The sequence below is a fragment of the Pseudonocardia halophobica genome (assembly GCF_050948485.1).
Lineage (GTDB): Bacteria > Actinomycetota > Actinomycetes > Mycobacteriales > Pseudonocardiaceae > Pseudonocardia > Pseudonocardia halophobica.
In genome coordinates this window covers 6,482,379-6,505,613 of record NZ_CP192046.1, presented here as the reverse complement: position 1 = coordinate 6,505,613, position 23,235 = coordinate 6,482,379, and the positions used below count along the sequence as shown (strand labels likewise).

The 23,235-nt window shown below is 73.7% G+C and carries 21 protein-coding genes; 8 read left to right on the top strand and 13 right to left on the bottom strand.

Annotated features, from left to right (window positions below):
- Positions 1–2: 2 nt before the first annotated feature.
- The 10 genes from ACQP04_RS31025 to ACQP04_RS30980 all read right to left on the bottom strand — a co-directional run bounded on the left by ACQP04_RS31025 (position 3) and on the right by ACQP04_RS30980 (position 12,111).
- Positions 3–1,082 carry a Glu/Leu/Phe/Val dehydrogenase dimerization domain-containing protein gene (locus tag ACQP04_RS31025; RefSeq protein WP_433504055.1) on the bottom strand — a complete coding sequence of 360 codons (1,080 nt, stop codon included), beginning with the start codon at positions 1,080–1,082 and terminating at the stop codon, positions 3–5.
- Positions 1,079–2,002: an alpha/beta hydrolase fold domain-containing protein gene (locus ACQP04_RS31020; RefSeq protein WP_433504054.1), complete on the bottom strand. Its 924-nt coding sequence runs from the start codon at positions 2,000–2,002 to the stop codon at positions 1,079–1,081. Before ACQP04_RS31020 ends, ACQP04_RS31025 begins: the two co-directional genes overlap by 4 nt.
- Before the next feature lie 2 nt (positions 2,003–2,004).
- Positions 2,005–3,228, bottom strand: a complete 1,224-nt coding sequence (locus ACQP04_RS31015; protein WP_433504053.1) for an acyl-CoA dehydrogenase family protein — start codon at positions 3,226–3,228, stop codon at positions 2,005–2,007.
- Positions 3,225–4,655 carry an APC family permease gene (locus ACQP04_RS31010; RefSeq protein ID WP_433504052.1) on the bottom strand — a complete coding sequence of 477 codons (1,431 nt, stop codon included), beginning with the start codon at positions 4,653–4,655 and terminating at the stop codon, positions 3,225–3,227. Before ACQP04_RS31010 ends, ACQP04_RS31015 begins: the two co-directional genes overlap by 4 nt.
- A complete protein-coding gene (locus tag ACQP04_RS31005) occupies positions 4,652–5,056 on the bottom strand; it encodes a hypothetical protein (protein WP_433504051.1) in 405 nt (134 codons plus the stop codon). Before ACQP04_RS31005 ends, ACQP04_RS31010 begins: the two co-directional genes overlap by 4 nt.
- Positions 5,057–5,206: 150 nt before the next feature.
- Positions 5,207–5,788 carry a TetR/AcrR family transcriptional regulator gene (locus ACQP04_RS31000; RefSeq protein WP_433504050.1) on the bottom strand — a complete coding sequence of 194 codons (582 nt, stop codon included), beginning with the start codon at positions 5,786–5,788 and terminating at the stop codon, positions 5,207–5,209.
- Between the two features lie 101 nt (positions 5,789–5,889).
- Positions 5,890–7,455: an ABC transporter substrate-binding protein gene (locus ACQP04_RS30995; protein WP_433504049.1), complete on the bottom strand. Its 1,566-nt coding sequence runs from the start codon at positions 7,453–7,455 to the stop codon at positions 5,890–5,892.
- Positions 7,452–9,008: an ABC transporter substrate-binding protein gene (locus ACQP04_RS30990; RefSeq protein WP_433504048.1), complete on the bottom strand. Its 1,557-nt coding sequence runs from the start codon at positions 9,006–9,008 to the stop codon at positions 7,452–7,454. The genes ACQP04_RS30995 and ACQP04_RS30990 overlap by 4 nt, the downstream gene beginning before the upstream one ends.
- Positions 9,005–10,531, bottom strand: coding sequence for an ABC transporter substrate-binding protein (locus ACQP04_RS30985; protein ID WP_433504047.1), 1,527 nt, complete (start codon positions 10,529–10,531; stop codon positions 9,005–9,007). Before ACQP04_RS30985 ends, ACQP04_RS30990 begins: the two co-directional genes overlap by 4 nt.
- Positions 10,528–12,111 carry an ABC transporter substrate-binding protein gene (locus ACQP04_RS30980; RefSeq protein WP_433504046.1) on the bottom strand — a complete coding sequence of 528 codons (1,584 nt, stop codon included), beginning with the start codon at positions 12,109–12,111 and terminating at the stop codon, positions 10,528–10,530. Before ACQP04_RS30980 ends, ACQP04_RS30985 begins: the two co-directional genes overlap by 4 nt.
- 437 nt (positions 12,112–12,548) lie before the next feature.
- Here ACQP04_RS30980 and ACQP04_RS30975 point away from each other — a divergent pair, with 437 nt between their 5' ends.
- Genes ACQP04_RS30975 through ACQP04_RS30960 form a run of 4 tightly spaced genes read left to right on the top strand, consistent with a single transcriptional unit; the run spans position 12,549 to position 16,388 of the window.
- Positions 12,549–13,493, top strand: a complete 945-nt coding sequence (locus ACQP04_RS30975; RefSeq protein WP_433504045.1) for an ABC transporter permease — start codon at positions 12,549–12,551, stop codon at positions 13,491–13,493.
- Positions 13,490–14,383: an ABC transporter permease gene (locus ACQP04_RS30970; protein WP_433504044.1), complete on the top strand. Its 894-nt coding sequence runs from the start codon at positions 13,490–13,492 to the stop codon at positions 14,381–14,383. Before ACQP04_RS30975 ends, ACQP04_RS30970 begins: the two co-directional genes overlap by 4 nt.
- Complete coding sequence (locus ACQP04_RS30965; RefSeq protein WP_433504043.1) at positions 14,380–15,372, top strand: ABC transporter ATP-binding protein; 993 nt, start codon at positions 14,380–14,382, stop codon at positions 15,370–15,372. The genes ACQP04_RS30970 and ACQP04_RS30965 overlap by 4 nt, the downstream gene beginning before the upstream one ends.
- A complete protein-coding gene (locus tag ACQP04_RS30960; RefSeq protein ID WP_433504042.1) occupies positions 15,369–16,388 on the top strand; it encodes an ABC transporter ATP-binding protein in 1,020 nt (339 codons plus the stop codon). Before ACQP04_RS30965 ends, ACQP04_RS30960 begins: the two co-directional genes overlap by 4 nt.
- Before the next feature lie 69 nt (positions 16,389–16,457).
- Here the strand turns inward: ACQP04_RS30960 and ACQP04_RS30955 are convergent, their stop codons facing one another.
- Together ACQP04_RS30955 and ACQP04_RS30950 are read right to left on the bottom strand one after the other, a co-directional pair.
- The gene (locus tag ACQP04_RS30955; protein ID WP_433504041.1) at positions 16,458–17,600 is read right to left on the bottom strand and encodes an acetyl-CoA C-acetyltransferase; all 1,143 of its coding nucleotides are present in this window, start codon (positions 17,598–17,600) and stop codon (positions 16,458–16,460) included.
- Between the two features lie 105 nt (positions 17,601–17,705).
- Positions 17,706–18,326, bottom strand: a complete 621-nt coding sequence (locus ACQP04_RS30950; protein WP_433504040.1) for a TetR/AcrR family transcriptional regulator — start codon at positions 18,324–18,326, stop codon at positions 17,706–17,708.
- Positions 18,327–18,431: 105 nt separating this feature from the next.
- Between ACQP04_RS30950 and ACQP04_RS30945 the strand changes: the two genes are divergently transcribed.
- Genes ACQP04_RS30945 through ACQP04_RS30930 form a run of 4 tightly spaced genes read left to right on the top strand, consistent with a single transcriptional unit; the run spans position 18,432 to position 22,469 of the window.
- Positions 18,432–19,649 carry an acyl-CoA dehydrogenase family protein gene (locus ACQP04_RS30945; protein WP_051738102.1) on the top strand — a complete coding sequence of 406 codons (1,218 nt, stop codon included), beginning with the start codon at positions 18,432–18,434 and terminating at the stop codon, positions 19,647–19,649.
- On the top strand, positions 19,646–20,746 hold the full coding sequence (locus ACQP04_RS30940; RefSeq protein ID WP_433504039.1) for an acyl-CoA dehydrogenase family protein: 1,101 nt from the start codon (positions 19,646–19,648) through the stop codon (positions 20,744–20,746). The genes ACQP04_RS30945 and ACQP04_RS30940 overlap by 4 nt, the downstream gene beginning before the upstream one ends.
- Before the next feature lie 11 nt (positions 20,747–20,757).
- Positions 20,758–21,555 (top strand): enoyl-CoA hydratase/isomerase family protein, encoded by a 798-nt coding sequence (locus ACQP04_RS30935; protein ID WP_433504038.1) that lies wholly within the window; start codon positions 20,758–20,760, stop codon positions 21,553–21,555.
- Complete coding sequence (locus ACQP04_RS30930; protein ID WP_433504037.1) at positions 21,552–22,469, top strand: crotonase/enoyl-CoA hydratase family protein; 918 nt, start codon at positions 21,552–21,554, stop codon at positions 22,467–22,469. The genes ACQP04_RS30935 and ACQP04_RS30930 overlap by 4 nt, the downstream gene beginning before the upstream one ends.
- Before the next feature lie 19 nt (positions 22,470–22,488).
- On the opposite strand, the gene ACQP04_RS30925 is transcribed toward ACQP04_RS30930, so the two are convergent.
- Positions 22,489–23,016, bottom strand: a complete 528-nt coding sequence (locus tag ACQP04_RS30925) for a DUF1707 SHOCT-like domain-containing protein (RefSeq protein WP_433504036.1) — start codon at positions 23,014–23,016, stop codon at positions 22,489–22,491.
- Positions 23,017–23,235: the final 219 nt, after the last annotated feature.

The following is a 23,235-nucleotide window of genomic DNA, read 5'->3' as shown; positions in this document are numbered from 1 at the left end:
GGTCACGCGGCCGGCTCCACCGCGAGCGACCGCTCGGCGCGCTCGAGCGCGGCCCGCACGCTGCCGACGCCACGGGTCCGGGCGTCGGCGAAGATCTCCGCGAGCGTGCCCTCGATCGCCTCGGCCCGCTTCCGGACCCGCTCGGCGGACCAGCCGAGCACCTCGCGGCCGACGAGGTGGATCGCCCCGCCCGCGTTGGCCACGAAGTCCGGGGCCACGACGGCGCCGCGCGCGGCCAGCACGTCCGCGGCCTCGTCGTCGGCGAGGACGTTGTTGGCCCCGCCCACCACGACGGCGGCGGGCAGGGTGCGGGCCACCCGGGCGTCGATCAGGCCACCGACGGCGCAGGGCACCAGGACGTCGCACGGCGTCCGGACGACCTCCTCGGGAGCCACGACCTCCACGGCCGCCGCGAGCCCGACGGCGCGGGCGACCCGGTCCGGATCGACGTCGGCGACGAGCAGGCGCGCGCCGGCCGCCGACACCGCCCGGGCCACCCGCATGCCGACCGCACCGAGGCCCTGCACCAGGACCCGCAGCCCGGCGAGGCCGGGGTGCCCCGCCTCCCGGGCCGCCGCCCGCACGGCGGCGACGACGCCGATCGCGGTCGCCTCGGCGCTCGTCCCGGACCCGCCGTCGCTCTCCGCGCGGCCGAAGGCGTAGGTCGTGTGCCGGCGCAGCACGTCCATGTCCGTGGTGTCGGTGCCGATGTCGGGGCCGGTCCAGTAGGTGCCGCGCAGGAGCTCGATGTGCCGCGCGTGCGCCTCCAGCGCCCGGTGCCACGTGTCGTCGTCCAGCCGGTGCCGCGGGGCCGGGAGCGTCACCACCGACTTGCCGCCGCCCATCGGCAGGCCGGCGACGGCGACCTTGAGGGTCATCGCCCCGGCCAGGCGCCGGGCGTCGGCGACCGCCGCCGGCAGCGACGGGTAGACCATCGCGCGGGTCCCGCCGACGGCCGGGCCGAGCCGGGTGGAGTGCACCGCGATCACCGACCAGGTCCCGGTCGGCTCGTCGTGGCGCAGCGAGGTGAGCTCGCCCGCCCACGGCGGCAGCGGGCGCGGATCGAGCGGGGTGACGGTCACGGACTGCTCCTCGAGGGGACGGGGACCGCGGCGCGGTCCCAGACGGTGGTCAGGAAGGCGACGACGCGCTCGACCTCGGCCGGGTCGAAGAAGGCCGGGTCGGCGTGGTCGGCGCCGGGCAGCACGACGAGCTCGGCCGGTACCCCGGCGGCCCGCAGGCCCGCGTGGAGCCAACGGCTCTGGGCGAGTCCGACGCGGTGGTCCGCGTCGCCGTGCACGATCAGGAACGGCGGCGCGCCCGGCCCGGCGAGCCGCAGCGGGTTGGCCGGGTCGTCGGCGCCGTCCGGCTCGCGCCCGAGGAACGTGCCGATGACGGCCGCGGTCCCGGCCTGGCCCTGGAGGGTGGGCTCGTGCGCGTCGTCGAGCAGCCGGCCGAGGTCGGCGGGGCCGTAGTGGTCGACGACGGCGTCCAGACCGGCCACGCCGACCCCGTCGCCGACCGGCCGGCCGAGCGGGCGCTCGCCGGACAGCGCCGCCATCGTCATGAGGTAGGCGCCGGCCGAGCTGCCCCAGCCGGCCACCCGGCGCCGGTCCAGGTCGTAGCGGTCCGCGTGGGCCCGCACCCACCGGATCGCCGCCCGAAGGTCCTCGACGGGTTCGGGAAAGGACACCTCGCCCGCCAACCGGTAGCCGACCGACGCGACGGCGATGCCGCGGGCGGGCAGGCCGTGCCACGGGCCGTGCCCGGGCATCCCGCCCAGCCAGCTCCCGCCGTGCGCGTAGACGACGACCGGGTGCGGACCCGGTCCTGCCGGCAGGTGCAGGTCCAGCCGCAGCGCCCGCCAGCCCGGCGGCGTGGCGTAGGGGACACCGAGGTGGCTGAGCGCCCCGGGAAGCACGCGCACCTCGGGCGGGTCGAGGAAGGGCGCCGGGACCAGGGCCGCGTAGTCCGGCACCGGGAGGATCTCCGACGGGTGCACCGTCACACCCGGATGTAGTCGGGGATCGCGGGCAGCGCGCCGGCCAGCTCGAACGCCCCGACGAACGCGTTCTTGGCGTCGATCGAGTCGTGGCTGCCGAAGGTGCGGGCGTTGCGCCAGAACCGGTCCAGCCGGAACCGGTTCGCCGTGCTGCGCGCACCGGTCAGGTCGTGGATCCGGGCGGTCACGTCGAGCCCGGCACGGGTGCTCGCGACCTTGGCCCGGAAGCCCTTGATCGCCATCTCCTCGGGGCGGGTGACCAGCTCCGGGGCCTCCAGCTCGTCGGCCACCGAGAGCAGCAGGGCCCGCGCTGCCGCCAGCTCGCTGGACATCTCGCCCAGCTGGCGGTGCATCAACGGGTCCTCCGTCGCGGTACCGAACCGCGGCATGCTCGGCCGGTTCAGCTCCTGCACGTACGCGACCGCCGCCGCGAACGCGCCCTCACCGATGCCCTGCAGCAACGCGCCGTGCATCAGCATCACCGCGCCGAAGAAGTACGGGTCGGCGACGTGGGCGCGGAAGTGCCAGCCGTCGGGCACGAACACGTCCCGGTAGCGGATGGTCTGGCTGACGGTGCCGCGCTGGCCCATGTTGTCCCAGTCGCCGAGCAGCTCGAGCGCGGGATCGTCGAGCCGGACCAGGGCGTGCCAGCGCGGGGCGGTCTCCACGATCCCGTCGTCGCCGACCAGCGCGAAGCTCACGCTGGCGAGGTCGCGGCCGCCGCCGCCGCTGTTGGTGTTGAAGGTCTTGGTCCCGGACACGACCACACCGCCCGGCACGCGCCGACCGACGACCCGGCCGGTCCCCCCGGTCTCGGCGTTGGACGCGACGAACCGGCGGCCCTCGTACATCAGCTCGTCGGCCAGCTGCTGCTTGGTCTCGTGGGGCAGCTCGTCGGAGGTGAAGAGCTCGCGGGCGACCAGTGTGGTCGTGCTCCAGCACTGGCCGGTCGAGCCGTCCCCGGCGCAGATCTCGATCTGCGCCTCGATCAGCTCGCGCCAGCCGCCGAAGGCGGGGCCGTCCCACAGGCCCCCGAATTCCACCGGCACGTTGATCCGGTGCAGGCCGGCCTCGCCGAGCAGGGCCATCGCGGCGGTGGGGTCGGCGCCGGTCGCGTCGATCCCCGGGCCGGCCTCGGCGAGGAGGGGCCGCAGGGCGCGGGCCCGTTCGACGATCTCGCGCCGGGCGGCCGGGAGGTGCGTGGCGCGCAGCAGTTCGGTGGTCATGACTCGTCCTTTCCTCGGAGGGCCGCCGCGCCGACGCCGTACGCGGCGACGACGAGCAGGGAGAGGGGCATGAGGGCGACGACGAGGGCGTCGCTGCCTGTGACCTCGCTGTAGTGGCCGACGATCAGCACCAGCACCGCGACGAGGACCGTTCCGGCGGCCGCGGGTGCGGCGATCGTCACCCACCGGGACTCGGTCACCCGGCGGCGCAGCGCGGCCACGACGAGGCTGCCGCAGCAGCCGGCCATCATCGCGACCAGGGCCAGCGAGGTGATCCCGGACAGCGCCGGGAAGAGGTTGACGATCGGGTCCGCCTCCGCGATCGCGAACGGGACCAGCAGCAGGACCGCGACGACGGCTTGGGTCCGGCAACCGACGAACGGGGTGTCGTGCCGGTGGTGCACCGTGGCGAGCGCGCGGGGCAGCAGGCCGGACCGGCCGAGGGCGAACAGGAAGCGGGAGGCCAGGTTGTGGAAGGCCACCGCGGCGGCCAGGAAGCTGATCGTGACCAGCCCGCTCAGCACCGGGCCGGACCAGACGCCGAGGTAGCGGTCCGCGGCGGTGACGACCAGGGCGCCGGGGTCCTCAGCGGCCACGGCCCGCACGTCGTCGAACGCCGCTGCGAGGGTCCAGGTGCCGAACGCGAAGACCACCACGAGGATGCCCAGCGCGGCGTAGGTCGCGACCGCGATGCTCCGCCGCGGCGCCCGCGCCTCCTCCCCGTACGCCGCGGTGGCCTCGAACCCCCCGAAGCAGAGCAGGCAGAAGACGAGCGTCGTCGCCAGACCGGGACCGAACGCCGCGGTCGGCGAGAGAGCGGGGACCGCCCAGCCGTCCGGGTTCTGCACGAGGACGGCGACGGCGAGGGCGGCGATGATCGCGAACTGCAGCACCGAGATCCCGGTGGTGACGTGCTGGGCGATCTCCACCCCGCGCACACCCAGCCCGTAGGTGATCGCCAGCGCGACCACGGCGAACGCCCACCACGGCACGTCCGCGCCGGTCAGTGCCGTCCAGGTGAGCGCGGCGAAGTAGCCGGTCGCGGCCACCATGCCGGCCGCGGCGATCGTGTAGGCGAGGGTCGCGACGAACGCCGTGGCCGCGCCCGCACGCCGGCCCAGGCCGAACTCGACGAAGGCCTGGTAGGCGCCCGCGCTGGTCACGTACCGGCTGAGCACCACGTACCCCGCGGCGAACACGGCCAGGACGAGCCCGACCAGCACCAGCAGGAGGACCGTCGAGGGGCCGGTGCCGAAGCCGAGGCTGAGCGAGATGTTCGACGACAGGGCCGTCAGCGGCGCGGTCGCCGCGACGACCATGAAGATCATGCCCGGCACCCCGATCGCGTTGCGACGCAGCGACCCTGCGGTGGCCGGGGCCGGTACGGCGCCAGGGGCGGCGGGTCCGGCGGCCTCCGGGGCCGTCACAGGGCTGATCCGTCGGCGCGCCCGACGCGGCCGCGGTCGTTGAAGACCCACGGCTCGCTCTCCTCGGACGGCGAGGGTTCGAGCAGTTCCACGATGTAGTGGGTCACCGGTTCCGGGCCGAGGTTGCGGATCCGGTGCGGCGGCAGGGGTCGGGTGCGCCCGACCGTGCGGTAGAGGACGAAGCCGGGCTCGGCGTGCTGCACCAGGCCCCAGTCGGGGTCGCCCAGCTCCTGGGCCTGGGCGTCGCCCGCGTCGGGCCACAGCACCACGTGGTCGTGGTGGTGCTGGTGGAAGTCGAACATCCCGCCGGGTGCCAAGGTCATGGACCAGACCCGGACCCGGTCGTTCTCGAAGATCAGGGTGTCCCCGGGGGAGGTGGGGACGTCCGTGCTCGCGGTCATTGCTGTCCTCCATGAGTGCAATCAGATGCAGATTGGATCCAATCTGCGGATCGAGTGCGGTACGGGACGTGCGCCGTGCGCGGGTGGCGGTGGAGGGGGCCTCGCGATCCGATCGACGATCAGGATCGGGAGGTCAGGGGAGAGCGGAAGTCAGGGGCGGGACAGGGCGCGCAGCAGCGCATCGGTGAGGTCGTCGAGATAGCCGGGAGTGAGCGGTACGTGCCGGACCGACAGTCGCCAGTACAGCGGCGCGCCGACGAGGTCGAGCGCCAAGTCCACGTCCACGGCCAGCTCACCTCGCGCCGCGGCCCGGTCGAACACCGGTCTCGCCATGTCGCGGCGCGGGTCGCCGACGGTGCGGCGGAGGGCGTCGGCCAGGTCCGGGTTGCGCACGGCCTCGGAGCTGACGTCCGGCAGGATCCGGGCGATGAGCGGGTGCGTGAGCCACTCGTGCATCGCCTCGACCAGCACGCGGAGGTCACCGCGCAACGTGCCCGTGTCGGGCGTCGGCACGGCCGGCACGCTCAGCTCCGACAGGGCCGCGGTGACCATCTCGGGCTTGCCCGGCCAGCGCCGGTACAGCGCGCTCTTCCCGACGCCGGCGCGCCGGGCCACCGCCTCCATGGCGAGCCGCCCGTAGCCGCTCCCCGCGAGCTCCTCGAGCACGGCCGTGGTGATCGAGGCCGTCTTCGCCGGCTGCAGGACCGCTGCACCGCTGGGCGTGCGTCTCACGGGAACCTCCCGATCGCCGACGGGACGGTACCGTCCCGTTCTGCGCGTGGACGAGACGGTACCGTCCCGACGACATGATCGGAAGGGTCTTCGCGGAACGATCAGGAGGTGGCGGCCTTGGACACCCCGCGGAACTCCGGCCGGTCGGCGAGGAACGGGTGGTAGTCCAGCACGAGCGGTCCGGTCGCGATCGGGGGCGTGGGGAAGTAGAGGATCACCTCGAGTGCCTGCTCGACCACCGCGTTCATCATCCGGTGGAAGGCCGCGGCCCGGGTCGCCTCGTCGCTCGCCGCGACGACCTCTGCCTGCAGCCGTTCGAACTCGGGCGGGGCCGCGCCACCGGGGTTGTTGAAGCCGTCCGCGGTGTAGCGCAGGGCGGTGGTCTGGGCGGGGTCCGCCCGGCCGCCGCCCACGGACGGCAGGCCGTCGCCCTCCTCGCGCACGAAGAAGACGTCGGCGATCTGCGCGCTGTCCATGATGCGGATGCGCATGTCGATCCCGACCGCGGCGTAGAAGTCCTGCAGCGCCTCGGCGTGCTTGCCCTGGTCGCTGCCCGCGGACGCGAAGACCTCGAAGCTGAAGCCGTTCGGGTAGCCGGCCTCCGCGAGCAGCCGTCGGGCGAGCGCCGGGTCGTAGGGGTAGGGGTCCGGCCCGATGTCCGGCGAGTGCGCGAAGCTCCAGTCCGGCACCGGTTGGGCGGCGATCACACCGAAGCCGCGGGCGAGCCCGTCGACGAGGGACTGCCGGTCCACCGCGTGCCAGAGGGCGCGACGCACCCGGACGTCCGCGAAGAAGGGTCGCGCCCGGTTGGGCTGCAGGTAGTAGAAGTTGTTCGTGCGGCCCGCGGCCACGGCGATGCCCGCCCCCTGCGCCTCGGCGACCTGGTCGGGCGACAGGACGGTGGCGTCGATCTCGCCGGTGCGCAGGGCGTTGAGCCGCGTCACCGCGTCGGTGTAGATCAGCATGTCGATCCCGGCCACCCGCACGGCGTCGGGGTCCCAGTAGCCCTCGACCGGCCGGTAGGTGACGCTCGCCCCCGGCCGGTACGCGGTCACGCGGTACATACCCGCGCCGACCGGGGCCTGGTCGAGGTCGGGGTTGTCGAACGCCGCCGGGCTGACCATGGCGCCCGCCCGGTCGGAGAGGATCAACGGCAGGGCGGCGTTGGGCGCGGTGAGCCGCAGCCGGACCCGGAGCGGCCCGTCGACGTCGACCGCGGCGATGCTCGCGAGCTCGGCCCGGACCGCGGAGGCCTGCACGGTCTTGGCCCGCTCGATGTTGGCCTTCACCGCGGCGGCGTCGAAGGCCGTGCCGTCGTGGAACCGCACGCCCTCGCGCAGGTCCAGCTCGAGCGTGCGTCCGCCGTCCGTGGCGCGCCAGGCCGTCGCGAGCCCCGGGACGGCCCGGCCCTCGGTGTCGGTGTGCACGAGCCGGTCGTAGGTGAGGAACAGCAGTGTGTTGTCCGTGCTCGACGAGGCGCGGTGCGGGTCGAAGCGGCTCACGCCGATGGTGTTGGCGTAGCGGAACACGGCGCCGGGATCGGCAGGGCCCGCGGCGGGCCGCGAGGCGCCCGAGGAGCCGATCGGGGCGCAGGCGGCCAGCAACGGGAGCGCGACGGCGCCCGCCAGCACCGACCGCCGCGACAGCTGTGCGGTCCGTGCCGTCACTGGGCCGCCGCCTTGGCCACCCCGCGGAACTCCGGCCGGTCGGCGAGGCCGGGGTGGAAGTCCAGGACCTGCGGCGAGAGCGCCACCGGCGGCGTCGCGTAGTAGAGGATCACCTCGAAGGCCTGGTCGACGAACTCGCGCATCTGGGCGTGCAGGGCGTCGGCGCGGGCGGCCGGGTCGACGGTGCGCAGCACGGTCTCCTGCAGGCGTTGCATCTCCGGCGTGGTGTGGCCGCCGGGGTTGTTGAAGCCGTCCGGCAGGTACCGCAGCCCGGTCGTCTGGGCGGGATCCGGGCGACCGCCGCCCGGGCCGAGCAGGAGGTCGCCCTGCTTGCGCACGAAGAACTCGTCGGTGATCTGCGCGCCCTCCAGCACCCGGCTCGTCATCGTGATGCCGACGGCGGCGAGGTCGGCCTGGATGGCCTCCGCCACGCGCTGCACGTCCGGGCTGGTCGCGACGAGCGCCTCGAACGTGAAGCCGTTCGGCAGCCCGGCCTCGGCCAGCAGCTGCCGCGCCTTCGCGGGGTCGTACGGGTACGGGTCGGGGCCGATCGACGGGTCGTGTCCCGGGCTCCACTCCGGCAGCGGCTGGGCGGACAGCTCGCCGTAGCCGCGGGCGAGGACGTCGACCAGCGCCTGCCGGTTGATCGCGTGCCAGATCGCCCGCCGCACGCGGACGTCGCCGAACGCCGACCGGGTCCGGTTCGGCTGGAAGTACCAGAAGTTGCTGGTCCGGCCCGGCTCGACGCGGACGCCCGACGCCTGTGCCTCGGCGACCTGCTCCGGCGAGAGGACGGCCCCGTCGATCTGCCCGCCGCGCAGGGCGTTGAGCCGGGTCACGGAGTCGGTGTAGATCGGCATGTCGATGCCGGCGACGCGCACCGCCGCCGGGTCCCAGTAGTTCTGCGCCGCGCGGTACTCGATCCGCGCCCCGGGCTGGTAGGCGGTGACCCGGAACATGCCGGCGCCGACCGGGTTCTGGTCCAGGTCGGGGTTGTCGAAGGCGGCGGGGCTGATCATCGCCCCGGCCCGGTCGGAGAGCACCAGCGGCAGCGACGCCGTGGGCGCGGTGAGCACGAACCGGACCCGGTCCGGCGCGAGCACCTCGACCGAGCGGACCGGCCGCAGCTCGGGCGCGACGGCGCTGCCGGTCACGGTCTTGGCCCGCTCGATGTTGGCCTTGACCGCCGCCGCGTCGAACGGGGTGCCGTCGTGGAACGTGACGCCCTGGCGCAGGGTCATGTCCATCGTGGTCCCGTCCGGGCCGAACTCCCACGCGGTGGCGAGTCCGGGCACGGCCCGGCCGTCGGCGTCGGTGTGCACGAGCCGGTCGTAGGTGAGGAACAGGTGCGTGTTGTCGTTGCTGGAGCTGGCCCGGTGCGGGTCGAACCGGCTGAGCCCCACGGCGTTGGCCCACCGCAGGATCGCGTTCGGGTCGGCCGGCCCGGAGGCCTGCTCGGCCCCGCCGCCGGAGGTGGGGATCGGGGCGCAGCCCGCCACGAGGACGAGCAGCAGGGCCGCTGTGACGATCCGGACGGCGCGCAGCGCCCTCATCGGACCGTCACCCCGCGGAACTCGGGCCGGTGCATCAGCCGCGGCACGAGCCCGACGACTCGCGGCGACTGCACCACGACGTCCTCGGGGAACACCACGGGTATCTCCAGGACCTGGTCGACCACCTCGTCGACCAGGTCGTGCATGACGGCGGACCGCGCGGCGGGGTCGGTCGTCGCGAGCGCCTGCCTGTGCAGCTGCTCCAGCCGGGGCGTGGTCTGCCCGCCCGGGTTGCCGAAGCCGTTCGCGGTGTACCGGGTGGCGACGGTCATCGACGGGTCCGCCCGCGGGCCCCACGAGGCGAGCATGGCGTCGTACCGTTCCTGCACGAACATCAGGTCGCCCATGGTGTCGGGTGCGGCCGGCGCGATCTCCATCGTGACGCCGACGGCGGCGAGCTGGGCCTGGATCGCCTCGGCCAGCGGCTGGTAGTCCGAGCCGGTCGGGATCACCGTCGAGAACCGCAGCCCGTCCCCGACCCCGGCCTCGGCCAGCAGCCGGCGGGCGAGGTCGGGGTCGAAGCGGATGGCGTCGTCGCCGAGGTCGGGGTCGTAGGCCCAGTAGCCCGGGACGAACGGCTGCGCCGAGACCGTGGCGAGCCCGCGGTAGACGCCCTGCCGGATCGCCTCCCGGTCGAGGGCGTGGTTGAGCGCGCGCCGCACCCGCAGGTCGCCGAAGGCGGAGCGGGCGCGGTTGAGGACGAAGTAGTTGAAGTTCAGCGAGCCCGCGGTGCTGACCTCGAGCCCGGTCTGTTTCGCCTGGTCGAGCAGGGCGGGCGGCACCCGGCACGCGTCGACGACCCCGGTGCGCACGGCGTTGAGCCGGGTGGCGGCGTCGGCGATGTGGTGGATCTCCAGCTTCTCCGCCGCGGCCGCCGCCGGATCCCAGTACCCGGGGTGCCGCTCGAAGCGGGTGATCTGCCCGCGGTTGTGCTCGACCATCCGGTACATGCCCGCCCCGACCGCGACGGCGTCGAGGTCGACGCCGTCGGCGAGGGCCTTCGGGCTCACCATCGCCCCGGCCCGGTCGGACAGCACGGCCGGCAGGGACGCCGACGGGTACGACAGCCGCAGCACCGCCGTCTGCGGGTCGCGGACCTCGACCGACGCGACCGGGTCCAGCTCGGTCCGCACCGCCGAGCCCTGTACGGTCTTGGCCCGCTCGATGTTGGCCTTGACCGCGGCCGCGTCGAACGGGGTCCCGTCGTGGAAGGTCACCCCCGGCCGCAGGTCCAGGCGCAGCGCGAGCGGGTCCTCCCAGGCCCACGCCCGGGCCAGGCCCGGCTCCGGCTCGCCGACGGGGGACTGGTGCACCAGCCGGTCGTAGGCCGGGAACAGCGTGACCCCGTCCTGGCTGATCGACGCCCGGTGCGGGTCCAGCCGGCTCGGCGTGAGCTCGTAGGCGTACCGGAAGACGCCCGGCGGGCCCTGCGCCGCCGGGCCCGAGGACGGGATCGGGGCGCAGCCGGCGACCGTGACGAGCCCCGCGACGGGGACGAGGCCGAGGAACGTCCTGCGCCTCACTGCTGCTTCCTCACGGCCAGCTTCTGGAAGTCGACCTGGCCGGTCACCAGCAGCTCGAAGCCGGCGATCCGCTGGTTGGTCGCGATGACCGACTCGTCGAGCACGATCGGCACCTGGAAGGCCTGGTCGACGAGCTCGCCGACCTCCTGGTGGATGGTGTCGCGGCGCTTGTCCGGGTCGAGGGTGTCGAGGGCGGTGCGCTGCAGCTCCTCGAGCCGCGGGGTGGTGACGCGGCCGGGGTTGGAGAACCCGGTGGAGGTGAACTGCAGGTCGATGGTCATCGACGGGTCCGGCCGCCCGCCCCACTGCGAGACCAGGGCGTCGCCCTGCTGCTGGCGGTAGTAGACGTCGGCCGTCTGGGCCGCCTCGACGTTGCGGATGGTGGCCTTGATGCCGACCTCGGCCAGCATCTGCTGGATCGCCTCGCCGGCCTGGGTGTAGGTCGACAGCGCGGTCACCAGCATCTCGAACTCGAACCCGTCGGGCAGGCCCGCCTCGGCGAGCAGCTGCCGGGCCTTGGCCGGGTCGTGCGGGTAGAAGTCGCCGGGGTAGGCGGGGTTGTAGGCGTAGTAGTCCGGCGGGAAGGGCTGCACGGTCGGCTGCGCGGCGCCGAAGTAGATGCCCTGCGCGATCGCCTGGCGGTTCACCGCGTAGTTGAGCGCCTGGCGCACCCTGGGGTCGCCGAACTCGGAACGCGCCCGGTTCAGGTACAGCACCAGGTACGTGAGCGTGGTGTCGCGGTGCACCGTCATGCCCGGCAGCCCGCTCGCCTCGCCGGCCAGCCGGCCGGACAGCAGCGCGACGTCGACCTCGCCGGTGCGCAGCGCGTTCATCCGGGTGACCTCGTCGGGCAGGATGCGCAGCTCGATGCTCTTCGCGCCGACCACGTCGCGGTTCCAGTAGTCGGGGTTGCGCTCGTAGACGATCACGTCGTTCGGCCGGTACGAGGTGACCTTGTACATGCCGGTGCCCACCGGGGCGAGGTCGAGATCGGGGTTGTCGAACGCGGTGGGGCTCGCCATCGCGCCGGCGCGGTGGGAGAGCAGGCCGAGCAGCATGCTGTTGCGCTTCGACAGGCGCAGCACGACCGTGTTCGGGTCCGGCGTCTCCACCGAGGTCACGCTCGCGAGGTCCGCGGCCACCGAGGAGCCCTCGACGGTCTTCTCCCGCTCGATGTTGGCCTTGACCGCGGCCGAGTCGAACGGGGCGCCGTCGTGGAAGCGGACGTCCTGCCGCAACGTCATCCGCAGCGCGAGGCCGTCGTCCTGCCACTCCCACGCCGTGGCGAGCCCGGGGATCGGGTCGCCCGCCGAGGACAGGTGCACGAGCCGGTCGTACACGGGGGCGAGGTAGCGGATGTCCTGGCCGTTCGTGGAGCGGTGCGGGTCGAACCGGCTGGGGCCGACGGCGTCGGCGTACCGGATCGTCGCCTCGGGGTCGAGGTCCTCCCGGGCGACCGGTGCGGTGGAGGCACCGCCGCCGCCCTCCGACGGCGAGATCGGGGCGCAGCCGGCCAGCGCGACCGCGAGCAACGCGGTCAGCAGGGCCGTGAACACGGCCGGGACACGACGGATCGGCATGGGCGGTCCACCTTCTCCAGGCCCGCGACGATGCGGGGCGCGAGAATACGAGGGATCGCCGGGGACGTGCCGGCGTGGCGCCATTCTGAGCACGAGTCGCCGTGATTCACAAGTCGCCGTTTCCCCGCATTGTCGGCGGCCACGAAGGTGATCTTGATGCGCCGCGCGGGTCAAGCGGAGGTCAAGGGACGGCGATACGCCCGAGTAGGTTCCCAGCTCAGGCGCCGTTCCTGGTAAAGACCCGGTTGACGGACGGTGTGACGCTTGCTACCTTTCCGAACGATCGTTTAGTGCGGAGGTGCCGCGCGACGGGGGCGTGCCCGGGCGTGGACGACGATTCTCCGCGCCCTTTTCCCGACCGATCCCGAATCCTTCTTCCCCACCACCCGGTCGCAGTTCCCTCGCGACACCGCCGTCCGCTGGGAGGGTGCCCGCCCGTGCTCCGGTACACCGTCCGGCGCGTCCTGATGATGGTCCCGCTGCTCTTCCTCGTGTCCCTCGGCGTCTTCGCGCTGGTCCTGATGATCCCGGGCGACCCGGCCATCACGATCGCCGGCGAGAACGCCACCGAAGCGCAGATCGACGCCACCCGGGAACGCCTCGGCCTGAACGACCCCGTCCTCGTCCAGTACGCCGCCTGGGCCGGCAACGCCCTCACCGGCGACCTCGGCAGCTCGCTGTTCAGCAACGAGTCCGTGACCGGCGCGATCGCCGGCCGGTTCCCCGTCACACTCGCGCTCACCCTGGCCGCCATGCTGATCGCGCTGCTGATCGCCGTGCCGGCCGGTGTGGTCGCGGCCCTGCGGCGCGGCCGCTGGCAGGACCGCGGGGCCACGCTCTTCGCCTCCGTCGGCATCTCCCTGCCCAACTTCTGGGTCGGGATCCTGCTGATCATGGCGTTCGCGCTGGCCTTCCCGATCTTCCCGGCGGTGGGCTACACACCGATCTCCGAGGGCGTCGGCGCCTGGGCCCGCGGCCTGGTCCTGCCCGGCATCACCCTCGGCACCGCGGTGGCCGCCGAGATCACCCGCCAGCTGCGCGGCTCGCTCACCGACACCCTCCAGCAGGACTTCATCCGCACCGCCCGGGCCAACGGGCTCAGCGGGCGCGCCGTGATCCTCAAGCACGGGATGAAGAACGCCGCCGTGCCGGTGGTCACCGTGATCGGCTTCCAGGTCGGCTTCCTGCTCGGCGGCTCCGTGATCGTCGAGCGGGTGTTCGGCCTGCCCGGGCTCGGCGACCTGGCGATCCGCGCCGTGCTGCAGCGGGACATCCCGATGATCCAGGGGATCGTCGTCGTCGCCGCCCTGATCGTGATGCTCGTGAACCTGGTCGTGGACCTGTCCTACGGCTGGCTCAACCCGAAGGTGAGGCAGGCGTGACGGCCACCGCCCTCGACCGGCGCGAGGCGCTCGCGCCGCCCGAACCCAGCGCCCGGGCGCGCTTCGTGCGCCGCTTCCGGCGGCAGAAGCTCGCCCTCGCCGCCCTGGTCTACCTGGTCCTCGTCGTCCTCGCGGCGGCGCTCGCCCCGCTGCTGGCCACGCACGACCCGCTGGCCCAGAACCTGGGCTCGGTGCTGCAGCAGCCCGGCGGCGGGCACGTCCTGGGCACGGACGACCTGGGCCGGGACGTGTTCAGCCGCGCCCTCTACGCCGGCCGGGTCTCGCTGGTCGCCGCGGCCCAGGCCGTGGGCGTCGCCGTGGTGCTCGGCGTGATCCCGGGGCTGATCGCGGGGTACGCCGGCCGCAAGGTCGACGCGGTGATCATGCGGCTCACCGACGCGCTGATGAGCTTCCCGCCGCTGATCCTCGCGATCGCCTTCGTCGGTGTGCTCGGCCCGAGCCTGACCAACGCGATGTTCGTGATCGGCGTGATCTTCGCGCCGCGGTTCGTCCGGCTGGTCCGCGGCACGGTGCTGTCGATCCGCGAGGAGACCTTCGTCGAGGCCTCGCGCTCGATCGGCACCCCGACGCCGCGGGTGATCCTCCGGCACGTGCTGCCCAACGCGCTCTCGCCGCTGATCGTGCAGATCTCGCTGACCGCGGCGATGGCGATGCTCGCCGAGGCGAGCTTGAGCTTCCTTGGCCTCGGCGTGCAGCCGCCCGACGCGAGCTGGGGCTCGATGATCGAGCGCGGCTTCCGCTACACCGCCACCGCGCCCTGGCTGACGGTGTTCCCGGGCCTGCTCATCGCCCTGACCGTGCTCGCGTTCAACATCCTCGGCGACGGCCTGCGGGACTCGCTCGGCCGGGAGATCCGGAGGGGGTCGTGACCGAACCGCTCCTCGTGGTGGAGGGCCTGGAGGTCGAGTTCGCCACCGACCGGGGCTGGGTGCAGGTGCTCGACGGCGTGTCGTTCACCGTCGACCGCGGCGAGACGGTCGGGCTGGTCGGCGAGTCCGGCTCCGGCAAGACCGTCACCAGCCTCACCGTGCTCGGGCTGCTGCCCCCGGAGTCCGCGCGGATCACCGCCGGCAGCATTCGGCTCGACGGCCGCGAGCTCGTCGGGCTGCCGCGCCGGAAGATGGAGGCGCTCCGCGGCGACGAGCTGTCGATGATCTTCCAGGAGCCCATGACCAGCCTCGACCCGGCGTTCCGGGTCGGGGACCAGATCGCGGAGGTGGTGCGGCGGCACCGCGGCGGGTCGAAACGGGCGGCCTGGGCCCGAGCCGTCGAGGTGCTGTCGACCGTCGGGATCCCGCACGCGGAGCGCCGCGCCCGCAGCTACCCGCACGAGTTCTCGGGCGGCATGCGGCAGCGCGTGATGATCGCGATGGCGCTGTCCTGCGAGCCCAAGCTGGTGATCGCCGACGAGCCGACGACCGCCCTCGACGTGACGATCCAGGCCCAGGTGCTGGACCTGTTGCGCGCCATGCGGGACGAGTTCGGCACCGCGGTGGTGTTCGTGACCCACGACCTCGGGGTGGTCGCCGACATCTGCGACCGCGCGGTGGTCATGTACGCCGGGCAGGTCGTGGAGCGGGCCGGGGTCGACGCGCTCTACGAGCACCCGCGCCACCCCTACACCGAGGCGCTGCTGTCGGCGATGCCGCAGCTCACGGCCCGGTCGGGGCGGCTGGCCACGATCCCCGGCTCCACCCCGCCGGCGGGTGCGATGCCCGCCGGCTGCCGGTTCCACCCGCGGTGCGGGCACGTCGTCGACGCCTGCCGGGACACCGCCGTCGCCGAGCACCCGCTCGCCGAGGGCGGCACCAGCCGGTGCCTGCGCGTGTCCGACCTGGCCCTGAAGGGGAGCGCATGACGAACGCGGTGAACGCGTCCGAGTCCGTCTCGCCGCGGGCCGACTCGGCCGGCCCGGTCGCCGAGGTGGAGGACCTGACCGTCGACTTCCGGCTGCGGGGCGGGATCCTCGGCCGCGGCGGCACCCTGCGCGCGGTGCGCGGGGTGAGCCTGGAGATCGGCGAGCGCGAGACGCTCGGGCTGGTCGGCGAGTCCGGGTCGGGCAAGTCGACGACGGGGCGGGCGATGCTGCGGCTCGTCGAGCCGACGGCCGGCTCGGTCCGGCTCGACGGCGAGGAGATCACCGCCCTGGGCCGCGGCGACCTGCGGCTGGTCCGGCGGCGGATGCAGATGGTGTTCCAGGACCCGTACTCGTCGCTCGACCCCGCGATGGTGGTGGGGGAGAGCATCGGCGAGCCGCTCGACGTCCACGAGTCGCTCTCCCGGTCCGAGCGCTCGACCCGGGTGGGGGACCTGCTCGAGCACGTCGGGCTGTCGGCGACGTACGCCCAGCGCTACCCGTACGAGTTCTCCGGCGGGCAGCGGCAGCGGCTGGCGATCGCGCGGGCCATCGCGCTCAACCCGCGGCTGCTGGTGTGCGACGAGGCGGTCAGCGCGCTCGACGTCTCCACCCAGAACCAGATCCTCAACCTGCTCGAGGACCTGCAGGCCGAGTTCGGGCTGTCGTACCTGTTCATCGCGCACGACCTCGCCGTCGTCCGGCACATCGCGCACCGGGTGGCCGTGATGTACCTCGGCGAGATCGTGGAGACGGCGCCGACCGACCGGCTCTTCGACCGGCCCGCGCACCCGTACACCGAGGCGCTGCTCTCGGCCGTGCCGGTGCCGAACCCCCGCCGGCAGCGGGAGCGGGAACGGATCGTGCTGCTCGGTGAGGTGCCCGACGCGGCCAACCCGCCGTCGGGCTGCGCCTTCCACACCCGCTGCCCCCACGTGATGGACGTCTGCAAGGTCGAGGCCCCGCCCGTCGTCACCGCCCCCGGCGGCGGCACGGTGCGCTGCCACCTCCACACCTGAGGACGCACGAACGGCGCTCTCGCTCGGTAGGTCTGAGCGAGAGCGCCGTTCGCCGCGTCGGGGTCCGGGTCAGACGCGCTCGAGGATGGTGGCGTTGGCCTGGCCGCCGCCCTCGCACATGGACTGCAGGCCGTAGCGGCCGCCGGTGCGGTGCAGCTCGTGGATCATCTTGGTGGCCAGGATCGCGCCGGTGCCGCCGAGCGGGTGGCCGAGGGCGATCGCGCCGCCGTTGGGGTTGGTCTTCGCCAGGTCGGCGCCGGTGTCCTGCGCCCACGCGAGCACGACGGGCGCGAAGGCCTCGTTGATCTCGAAGGTGTCGATGTCGTCGATGCCCAGCCCGGACCTCTTCAGCGCCGCCTGGGTGGCCGGGATCGGGCCGGTCAGCATGTAGACCGGGTCGTCGCCGACCACGGCGAGGGTGTGCACCCGGGCGAGCGGGGTGAGCGAGAAGCGGCGGACCGCGTCCTCCGACGCCACCAGCAGCGCGGCCGCGCCGATGGAGATCTGGCTCGCGACGCCTGCGGTGATCGCCCAGCCCTCGCGGAGCGGCTTCAGCCCGGCGAGCTTCTCCAGCGAGGTGTCGCGGCGGGCGCCCTCGTCCGTGTCCAGCCCGGCGAGCGGGGCGATCTGGTCGCGGAAGCGGCCCTCGTCGATCGCGGCGATCGCGCGGCGGTGGCTCTCCAGCGAGAACTTCTCGAGGTCCTCGCGGGTGAAGCCCCACTTCTCGGTGATCAGCTGGGCGCCACGGAACTGCGAGATCTCCTGGTCGCCGTAGCGGTCGATCCAGCCCTGGCCCTTGGTGGAGGTGCCCAGCTCCTTGTTGACGATCCCGTTGGCCGTCATCGGGACCATGGCCATCTGCTCGACGCCGGCGGCCACGACCAGGTCCTGGGTCCCGGACAGCACGCCCTGGGCGGCGAAGTGCAGCGCCTGCTGCGACGAGCCGCACTGCCGGTCGATGGTCACGCCGGGCACGCTCTGCGGCAGCCCGGCCGAGAGCCAGGCGGTGCGGGCGATGTCGCCCGCCTGGGCGCCCGTCTGGCTGACGCACCCCATGATCACGTCCTCGACGGCGGCCGGGTCCACGCCCGTCCGCTCGACGAGCTCGCGCAGCACGTGTGCGCCGAGGTCGGCCGGGTGCACCCCGGCGAGGGCTCCCTTGCGTGTCCCGACGGGTGTGCGGACGGCACCGACGATGAAGGCTTCTGCCACCGGAGGACTCCCCTGCGCTGCGGATTCGGCGAACTGAACGATCGTACATTCAGTTCACCGGTGATCGGGAGTCCCCGGAGCTGTGACGTCCTCGATGGACCGGGATCAGGCCGGGTGGTCGACGATCCGCATGACGATGAGGGTGTAGTGCTCGACGAGCTCCTCCATCGTCACCGGGCCCTCGGGGTCGTACCACTGGGCGATCGCGTTGCAGGCGGCCTGCGCGGCGCGCCGGGCGTCGGCGGGGTGCTCACAGCGGAAGGTGCCCTGCTCGACGCCGGCGTCGACGATGTCCGACCAGATCGTGCTGGCCTTGGTGCGCAGCCCGGCGAGCCGCTCCTCGTGGGCGGGCTCGAGGTTGCGCCACTCCCTGGAGGAGATGTTGCTCTCCGTCTGCCGCTGCACCCGGTACTCGACCGTGGCCCTGACCAGGGCACGCAGCCGCTCCGCCGGGTCCTCCCCGGCGGAGGCGAGCGCCTCGTCGCAGCGGCGGAAGTAGTCGAGGGTGTTCTCCTCGATGAGTGCCGCGAGCAGGTCCTGCTTGCTCGGGTGCCAGTAGTAGAGCGCCGACAGCGACAACCCGGCGCGCTTGGCGATGTCCCGGATCGACGCGCCGTGGTACCCGCGCTGCTCGAAGACCTCGCGCGCGGCCGCCGCGATCGCCTCGCGGCCGCCGCCGCGGGGGATCGGTCCGCCCTCGGGCGATCGGTCTACTGCGGTGCTCACATCGGAGAGGATAAGGCCCGGATGCCCCTTCTGGCGGCTCCACGGCGGTGTTAACTTAACGAGTGATCGTTCAAAGGTCCGCCAGCGACGCCGGGAGGTAAGCGGATGACTGCGGCGACCACCATCGCGACGGGGAGTCCCCCCGATCTCGACGCGTTCCGCGAGCAGGCGCGAGCCTGGCTGCGCGAGCACGCGCCGGCCCCGTCGCCGGTCACCGACATCGAGGCCGCGCGCGCCTTCCAGGCCGCGCTGTACGACGCCGGGTTCGCCGGCATCACCTGGCCGCAGGACGTGGGCGGCCGCGGCCTCTCCACGGCCTACCAGCAGGCCTTCTCCGACGAGGAGGCCGAGTACGAGCTGCCCACCTACCCGTTCACGATCGGGATGGGCATGTGCGGCCCCACCGTCAACGACCTGGGCACGCCCGAGCAGCGCACCCGCTACCTGCCGCGGCTGCTGCGCGGCGAGGACATCTGGTGCCAGCTGTTCTCCGAGCCGGGCGCGGGGTCGGACGTCGCGAGCCTGCAGACCCGCGCGGTCCTCGACGGCGACTCCTGGGTCGTCGACGGGCAGAAGGTGTGGACCACCAACGCCCAGTGGGCGGACTTCGGCGCGCTCCTCGCCCGCACCGACCCCGACCGACCCAAGCACTCCGGGCTCACGATGTTCGTGGTGGACATGCACGCGCCGGGCGTCACCGTGCGGCCGCTCAAGGACATGTCCGGCCGGGCGCCGTTCAACGAGATCTACTTCGACTCCGTCCGGATCCCCGCCGACGCGGTGATCGGCGAGGTCAACGGCGGGTGGCACGCCGCCGTGACGATGCTGGGCCACGAGCGCGTCTCCATCGGGTCGCGGCGCCGACCCAAGACCAACCCGCTCGACTTCACCGCGATCGCCGCGTTGGCGCAGCGGCTGGGGGTGTCGGGCGAGCCGGCCACGCGGGAGCGGCTGGCCGAGCTGTACGCCCGCGAGCGCGTACTGGAGCTGTTCAACGTCCGGCTGCGCCAGGAGGCCGCGGCGGGCATCGCGCCCGGGGCCCGTGGCTCCGTCGCGAAGCTGGCCGGCTCGATGCTGGCACGGCTGGCCGTCGACACCGTCGGCGAGATCGCCGGGCCGGAGATCGTGGCCTGGGACCCGGAGGACACCACCGGGGCCGCGGTGGCGCTGGGGATCAACTCCACGCCGTCGTCGAGCATCGCGGGCGGGACCAACGAGATCCAGCGCGGGATCATCGGCGAGCGGGTCCTCGGCCTGCCGAAGGAGCCGTCGGTGGACAAGGGCGTGCCGTTCCGCGAGCTGAAGGTGGGGACGCAGAAGTGAGACTGGTGCTCACCGAGGAGCAGCAGGCCCTGCGCGCGGCGGTGCGCGACCTGCTGACGGACCGGGCCGCGTCGGCGCAGGTGCGCGCGGCGATGGAGTCCGAGACCGGGATCGACCGGGACCTGTGGACCCGGCTCGGCCGTGACCTGGACGTGCTCGGGCTCGTCGTGCCGGAGGAGTACGGCGGTGCCGGGGCCGGACACGTCGAGCGGGCCGTGGTGCAGGAGGAGTTCGGCCGGGCGCTCGCGCCCACGCCGTTCCTCGGCTCGGCGGTCCTGGCCACGGACGCGCTGCTCGCGCTCGACGACGAGGAGGCCCGCCGCGAGCTGCTGCCGCGCCTGGTCTCCGGCGAGCTGATCGCGACCGTCGCGGTGGCCGAGCCCGGTGCGCCGTGGGGGCCGGGCGCCACCACGGCGACCGCGTCCGGGGACGGCTGGACCCTCGACGGGACCAAGACGCCGGTGGTCGCCGGCGACCTCGCCGACGTGCTGCTCGTCGTCGCGACCACGCCGGACGGGCCGGCCTGGTTCCGGGTCGACGCCGCGGACGTCGAGCGGACCACGCTGACCACGCTCGACCCGACCCGGCGGCTCGCCACGGTCGTGCTGCGCGGCACGCCGGCGCGCAGGCTCGAGTCGGCCGATCCCGCGGGCGCGCTCGAGCGGGTCGCCGACCTCGCCACGATCGCGCTGGCCGCCGAGCAGCTCGGCGGGCTGCAGCGGGTCCTGGAGATGGCCACGGACTACGCCAAGGTGCGGGTGCAGTTCGGCCGCGCGATCGGCTCGTACCAGGCCGTGAAGCACGGGCTGGCCGACGTGCACTCGGACTGGGAGCTGGGCCTGTCCGCGCTGCGCTACGCGGCCTGGGCCGCCGACGAGGCCTCCGACGAGGTGCCGCTCGCGGCGGCGCTCGTGGCCACGTTCTTCGGGCCGGCGTACTTCAAGGCGGCCGAGGCGTGCGTGCAGTACCACGGCGGCATCGGCTACACCTGGGAGCACGACGCGCACCTCTACTACAAGCGCGCCAAGAGCACGGAACTGCTGTTCGGGGCGCCCGGGCGCGACCGGGCGCGGCTCGCCGACCGGCTCGGCGTCTGAGGAAGGGCGACATGACCGAGAGCACGACCGAGAACCCCGTACTCGTCGAGACGGCGGACGGGATCCGCACGGTGACCCTGAACCGGCCGCGGCGGAAGAACGCCTTGAACGCGGGGTCCTGGGACGGGCTGCAGGCGGCCTTCGCCGACGCGGCGAACGACCCGTCCGTCCGGGTGCTGGTGCTGACCGGCGCCGGCGGCGACTTCTGCGCCGGCGCGGACCTGTCCGGCGGCCCGGCCGGGGGCCACCCCCTGAGCCGGATGCACCGCATCAACGAGATCGCGATGGCGCTGCACAGCCTGCCGATGCCGACCGTCGCGAAGGTCAGCGGCGTGGCCGTCGGGGCCGGCTGGAACCTGGCGCTGGGCTGCGACCTGGTGGTGGCCGAGCGCGACGCCCGGTTCTCCCAGATCTTCGCCAAGCGGGGACTGTCGCTGGACTTCGGCGGCTCCTGGCTGCTGCCCAAGATCGTGGGGCTGCAGCAGGCCAAGCGGCTGGCGCTGCTCGCCGAGATCATCGGCGCGGAGGAGGCCGAGCGGCTCGGCCTGGTGACCTACGTCGTCGAGCCCGGGACGATCGACGGGTTCACGGCCGACCTGGCCAAGACGCTGGCCGCCGGGGCGCCGATGGCGCTCGCGCAGTCGAAGCGGATGCTCAACGAGAACACCGACAAGACGCTGCGCGAGGCGCTGGAGAGCGAGGCCCGCGCGCAGACGATCAACTTCGCGGGGACGGACGCGCCGGCCGCCTTCGAGGCCTTCATGGCCAAGCGGGACCCGGTGTTCACGGGCGAGTGGGCGGTCAAGTGACCAGCACCCAGGATCCGGTGACCGAGCAGGCGTACACGGAGATCGCGTACGAGGTCTCCGACGGCGTCGCGACGATCACGCTCGACCGGCCGGACCGGCTCAACGCCTTCACCACCACGATGATGCGCGAGCTGGTCCGGGCCTACGCCGCGGCCGACGCCGACGACGCCGTGCGCGCCGTCGTCGTCACGGGGCGGGGGCGGGGCTTCTGCGCCGGCGCCGACCTGCAGCGGGGCGGGTCGACGTTCAACGCCGAGGACCCGGGCCGGGCCGCGGAGCGTCGCGACATCGGCACCATCGGCGGGGCCCCGCGGGACGGCGGCGGTGTCACGTCGCTGACCACGGCCGCGTGCCGCAAGCCGGTCATCGCCGCGATCAACGGGCCGGCCGTGGGCATCGGCGCCACGATGACCCTGCCGATGGACATCCGGCTGGCCTCGGAGACGGCGAAGTTCGGCTTCGTGTTCGCCCGCCGCGGCCTGGTGCCGGAGGCGGCGTCGAGCTGGTTCCTGCCGCGGATCGTCGGGATCTCGCAGGCCATGGAGTGGGTCGCGACCGGCCGGGTGTTCGGCGCCGAGGAGGCCCTCGCCGGCCGCCTGGTGTCGAAGGTCCTCCCGCCCGAGGAGCTGCTGCCCTACGCCTACGGGATCGCGCAGGAGATCGCGGAGAACACCTCCGCGGTGTCGGTCGCGCTCAGCAAGCAGATGCTGTGGGCGATGCTCGGCGCGGACACGCCGTGGGAGGCGCACCGCGTCGACTCGCAGGCGATCTACCGGCTCGGGCAGAGTGCCGACGTGGTCGAGGGCGTGCAGTCCTTCCTGGAGAAGCGGGCGCCCGCCTTCCCGAACACGGTGAGCGCCGACTACCCGGACATCCTGGAGCGTTGGCCGAGCCGTCCGGCCGGGATGGACTGAGGATTCGCGCCGGGGCGGGTCAGCCGTCCCGGCGCTCCTCGCGCTCCTCGCGCTCCTCGCCCCGTCCGTCGGGCAGCTCGCGGCGGTCCTCGCGCTCCAGCTCCCGCTGGTCCTGCCGGTCCTTGGAGAACCCGAGGGCCCCGACCAGCGGGATCAGCAGGAAGGCGAGCCACGCCATCGGCACGCCCGCGGCGTTGAGCACGAAGAAGAGGATCAACGCGACGATCGGGCTGGCCGCCGCGATCCGGGTGCCCCAGCTGCTGCCGAAGCGCCTCTGCGACACGGCGGCCTGCGGTCGGACGGCGGGGGTGCTGCTCGTTCCGCCCGTTCCGCCCGTTGCGCCGGGGAGGCTGGGGTGCGGCTCGGGCAGGTCGGTGAACAGGGCGGTCAGCTCGTCGGCGGTCACGGCGTTGGCCGCCACCGCCGAGCGGTCCGCGTACTCCTCGACGCCGAGGCGGCCGGCCTCCAGATGCGTGTTGAGCGCCGCCGCCGCGGCCTCGCGCTCGGCCGTGCCGATGCGCAGCTTCCCGTTGCCCCCCGTGGTCATGCCCGCATTATGGAACCAGAACGCGGCGGGGCGGGGGCGCTGTGCGCGTTATGGATCCATAGTGCGCCATGATCGCCGGTGTGGGGGTGCTGTGACGCCGAGGGCGGGCTCGCACACCCCTTCCGGCCGTTCACACCCGTTCCTGCCCGCTCTCACACCCTCGGCGAGCGCCGCACATCCCGTCGACGGGGTGTGGCGCGATCCGACGGGTGTGGGCGG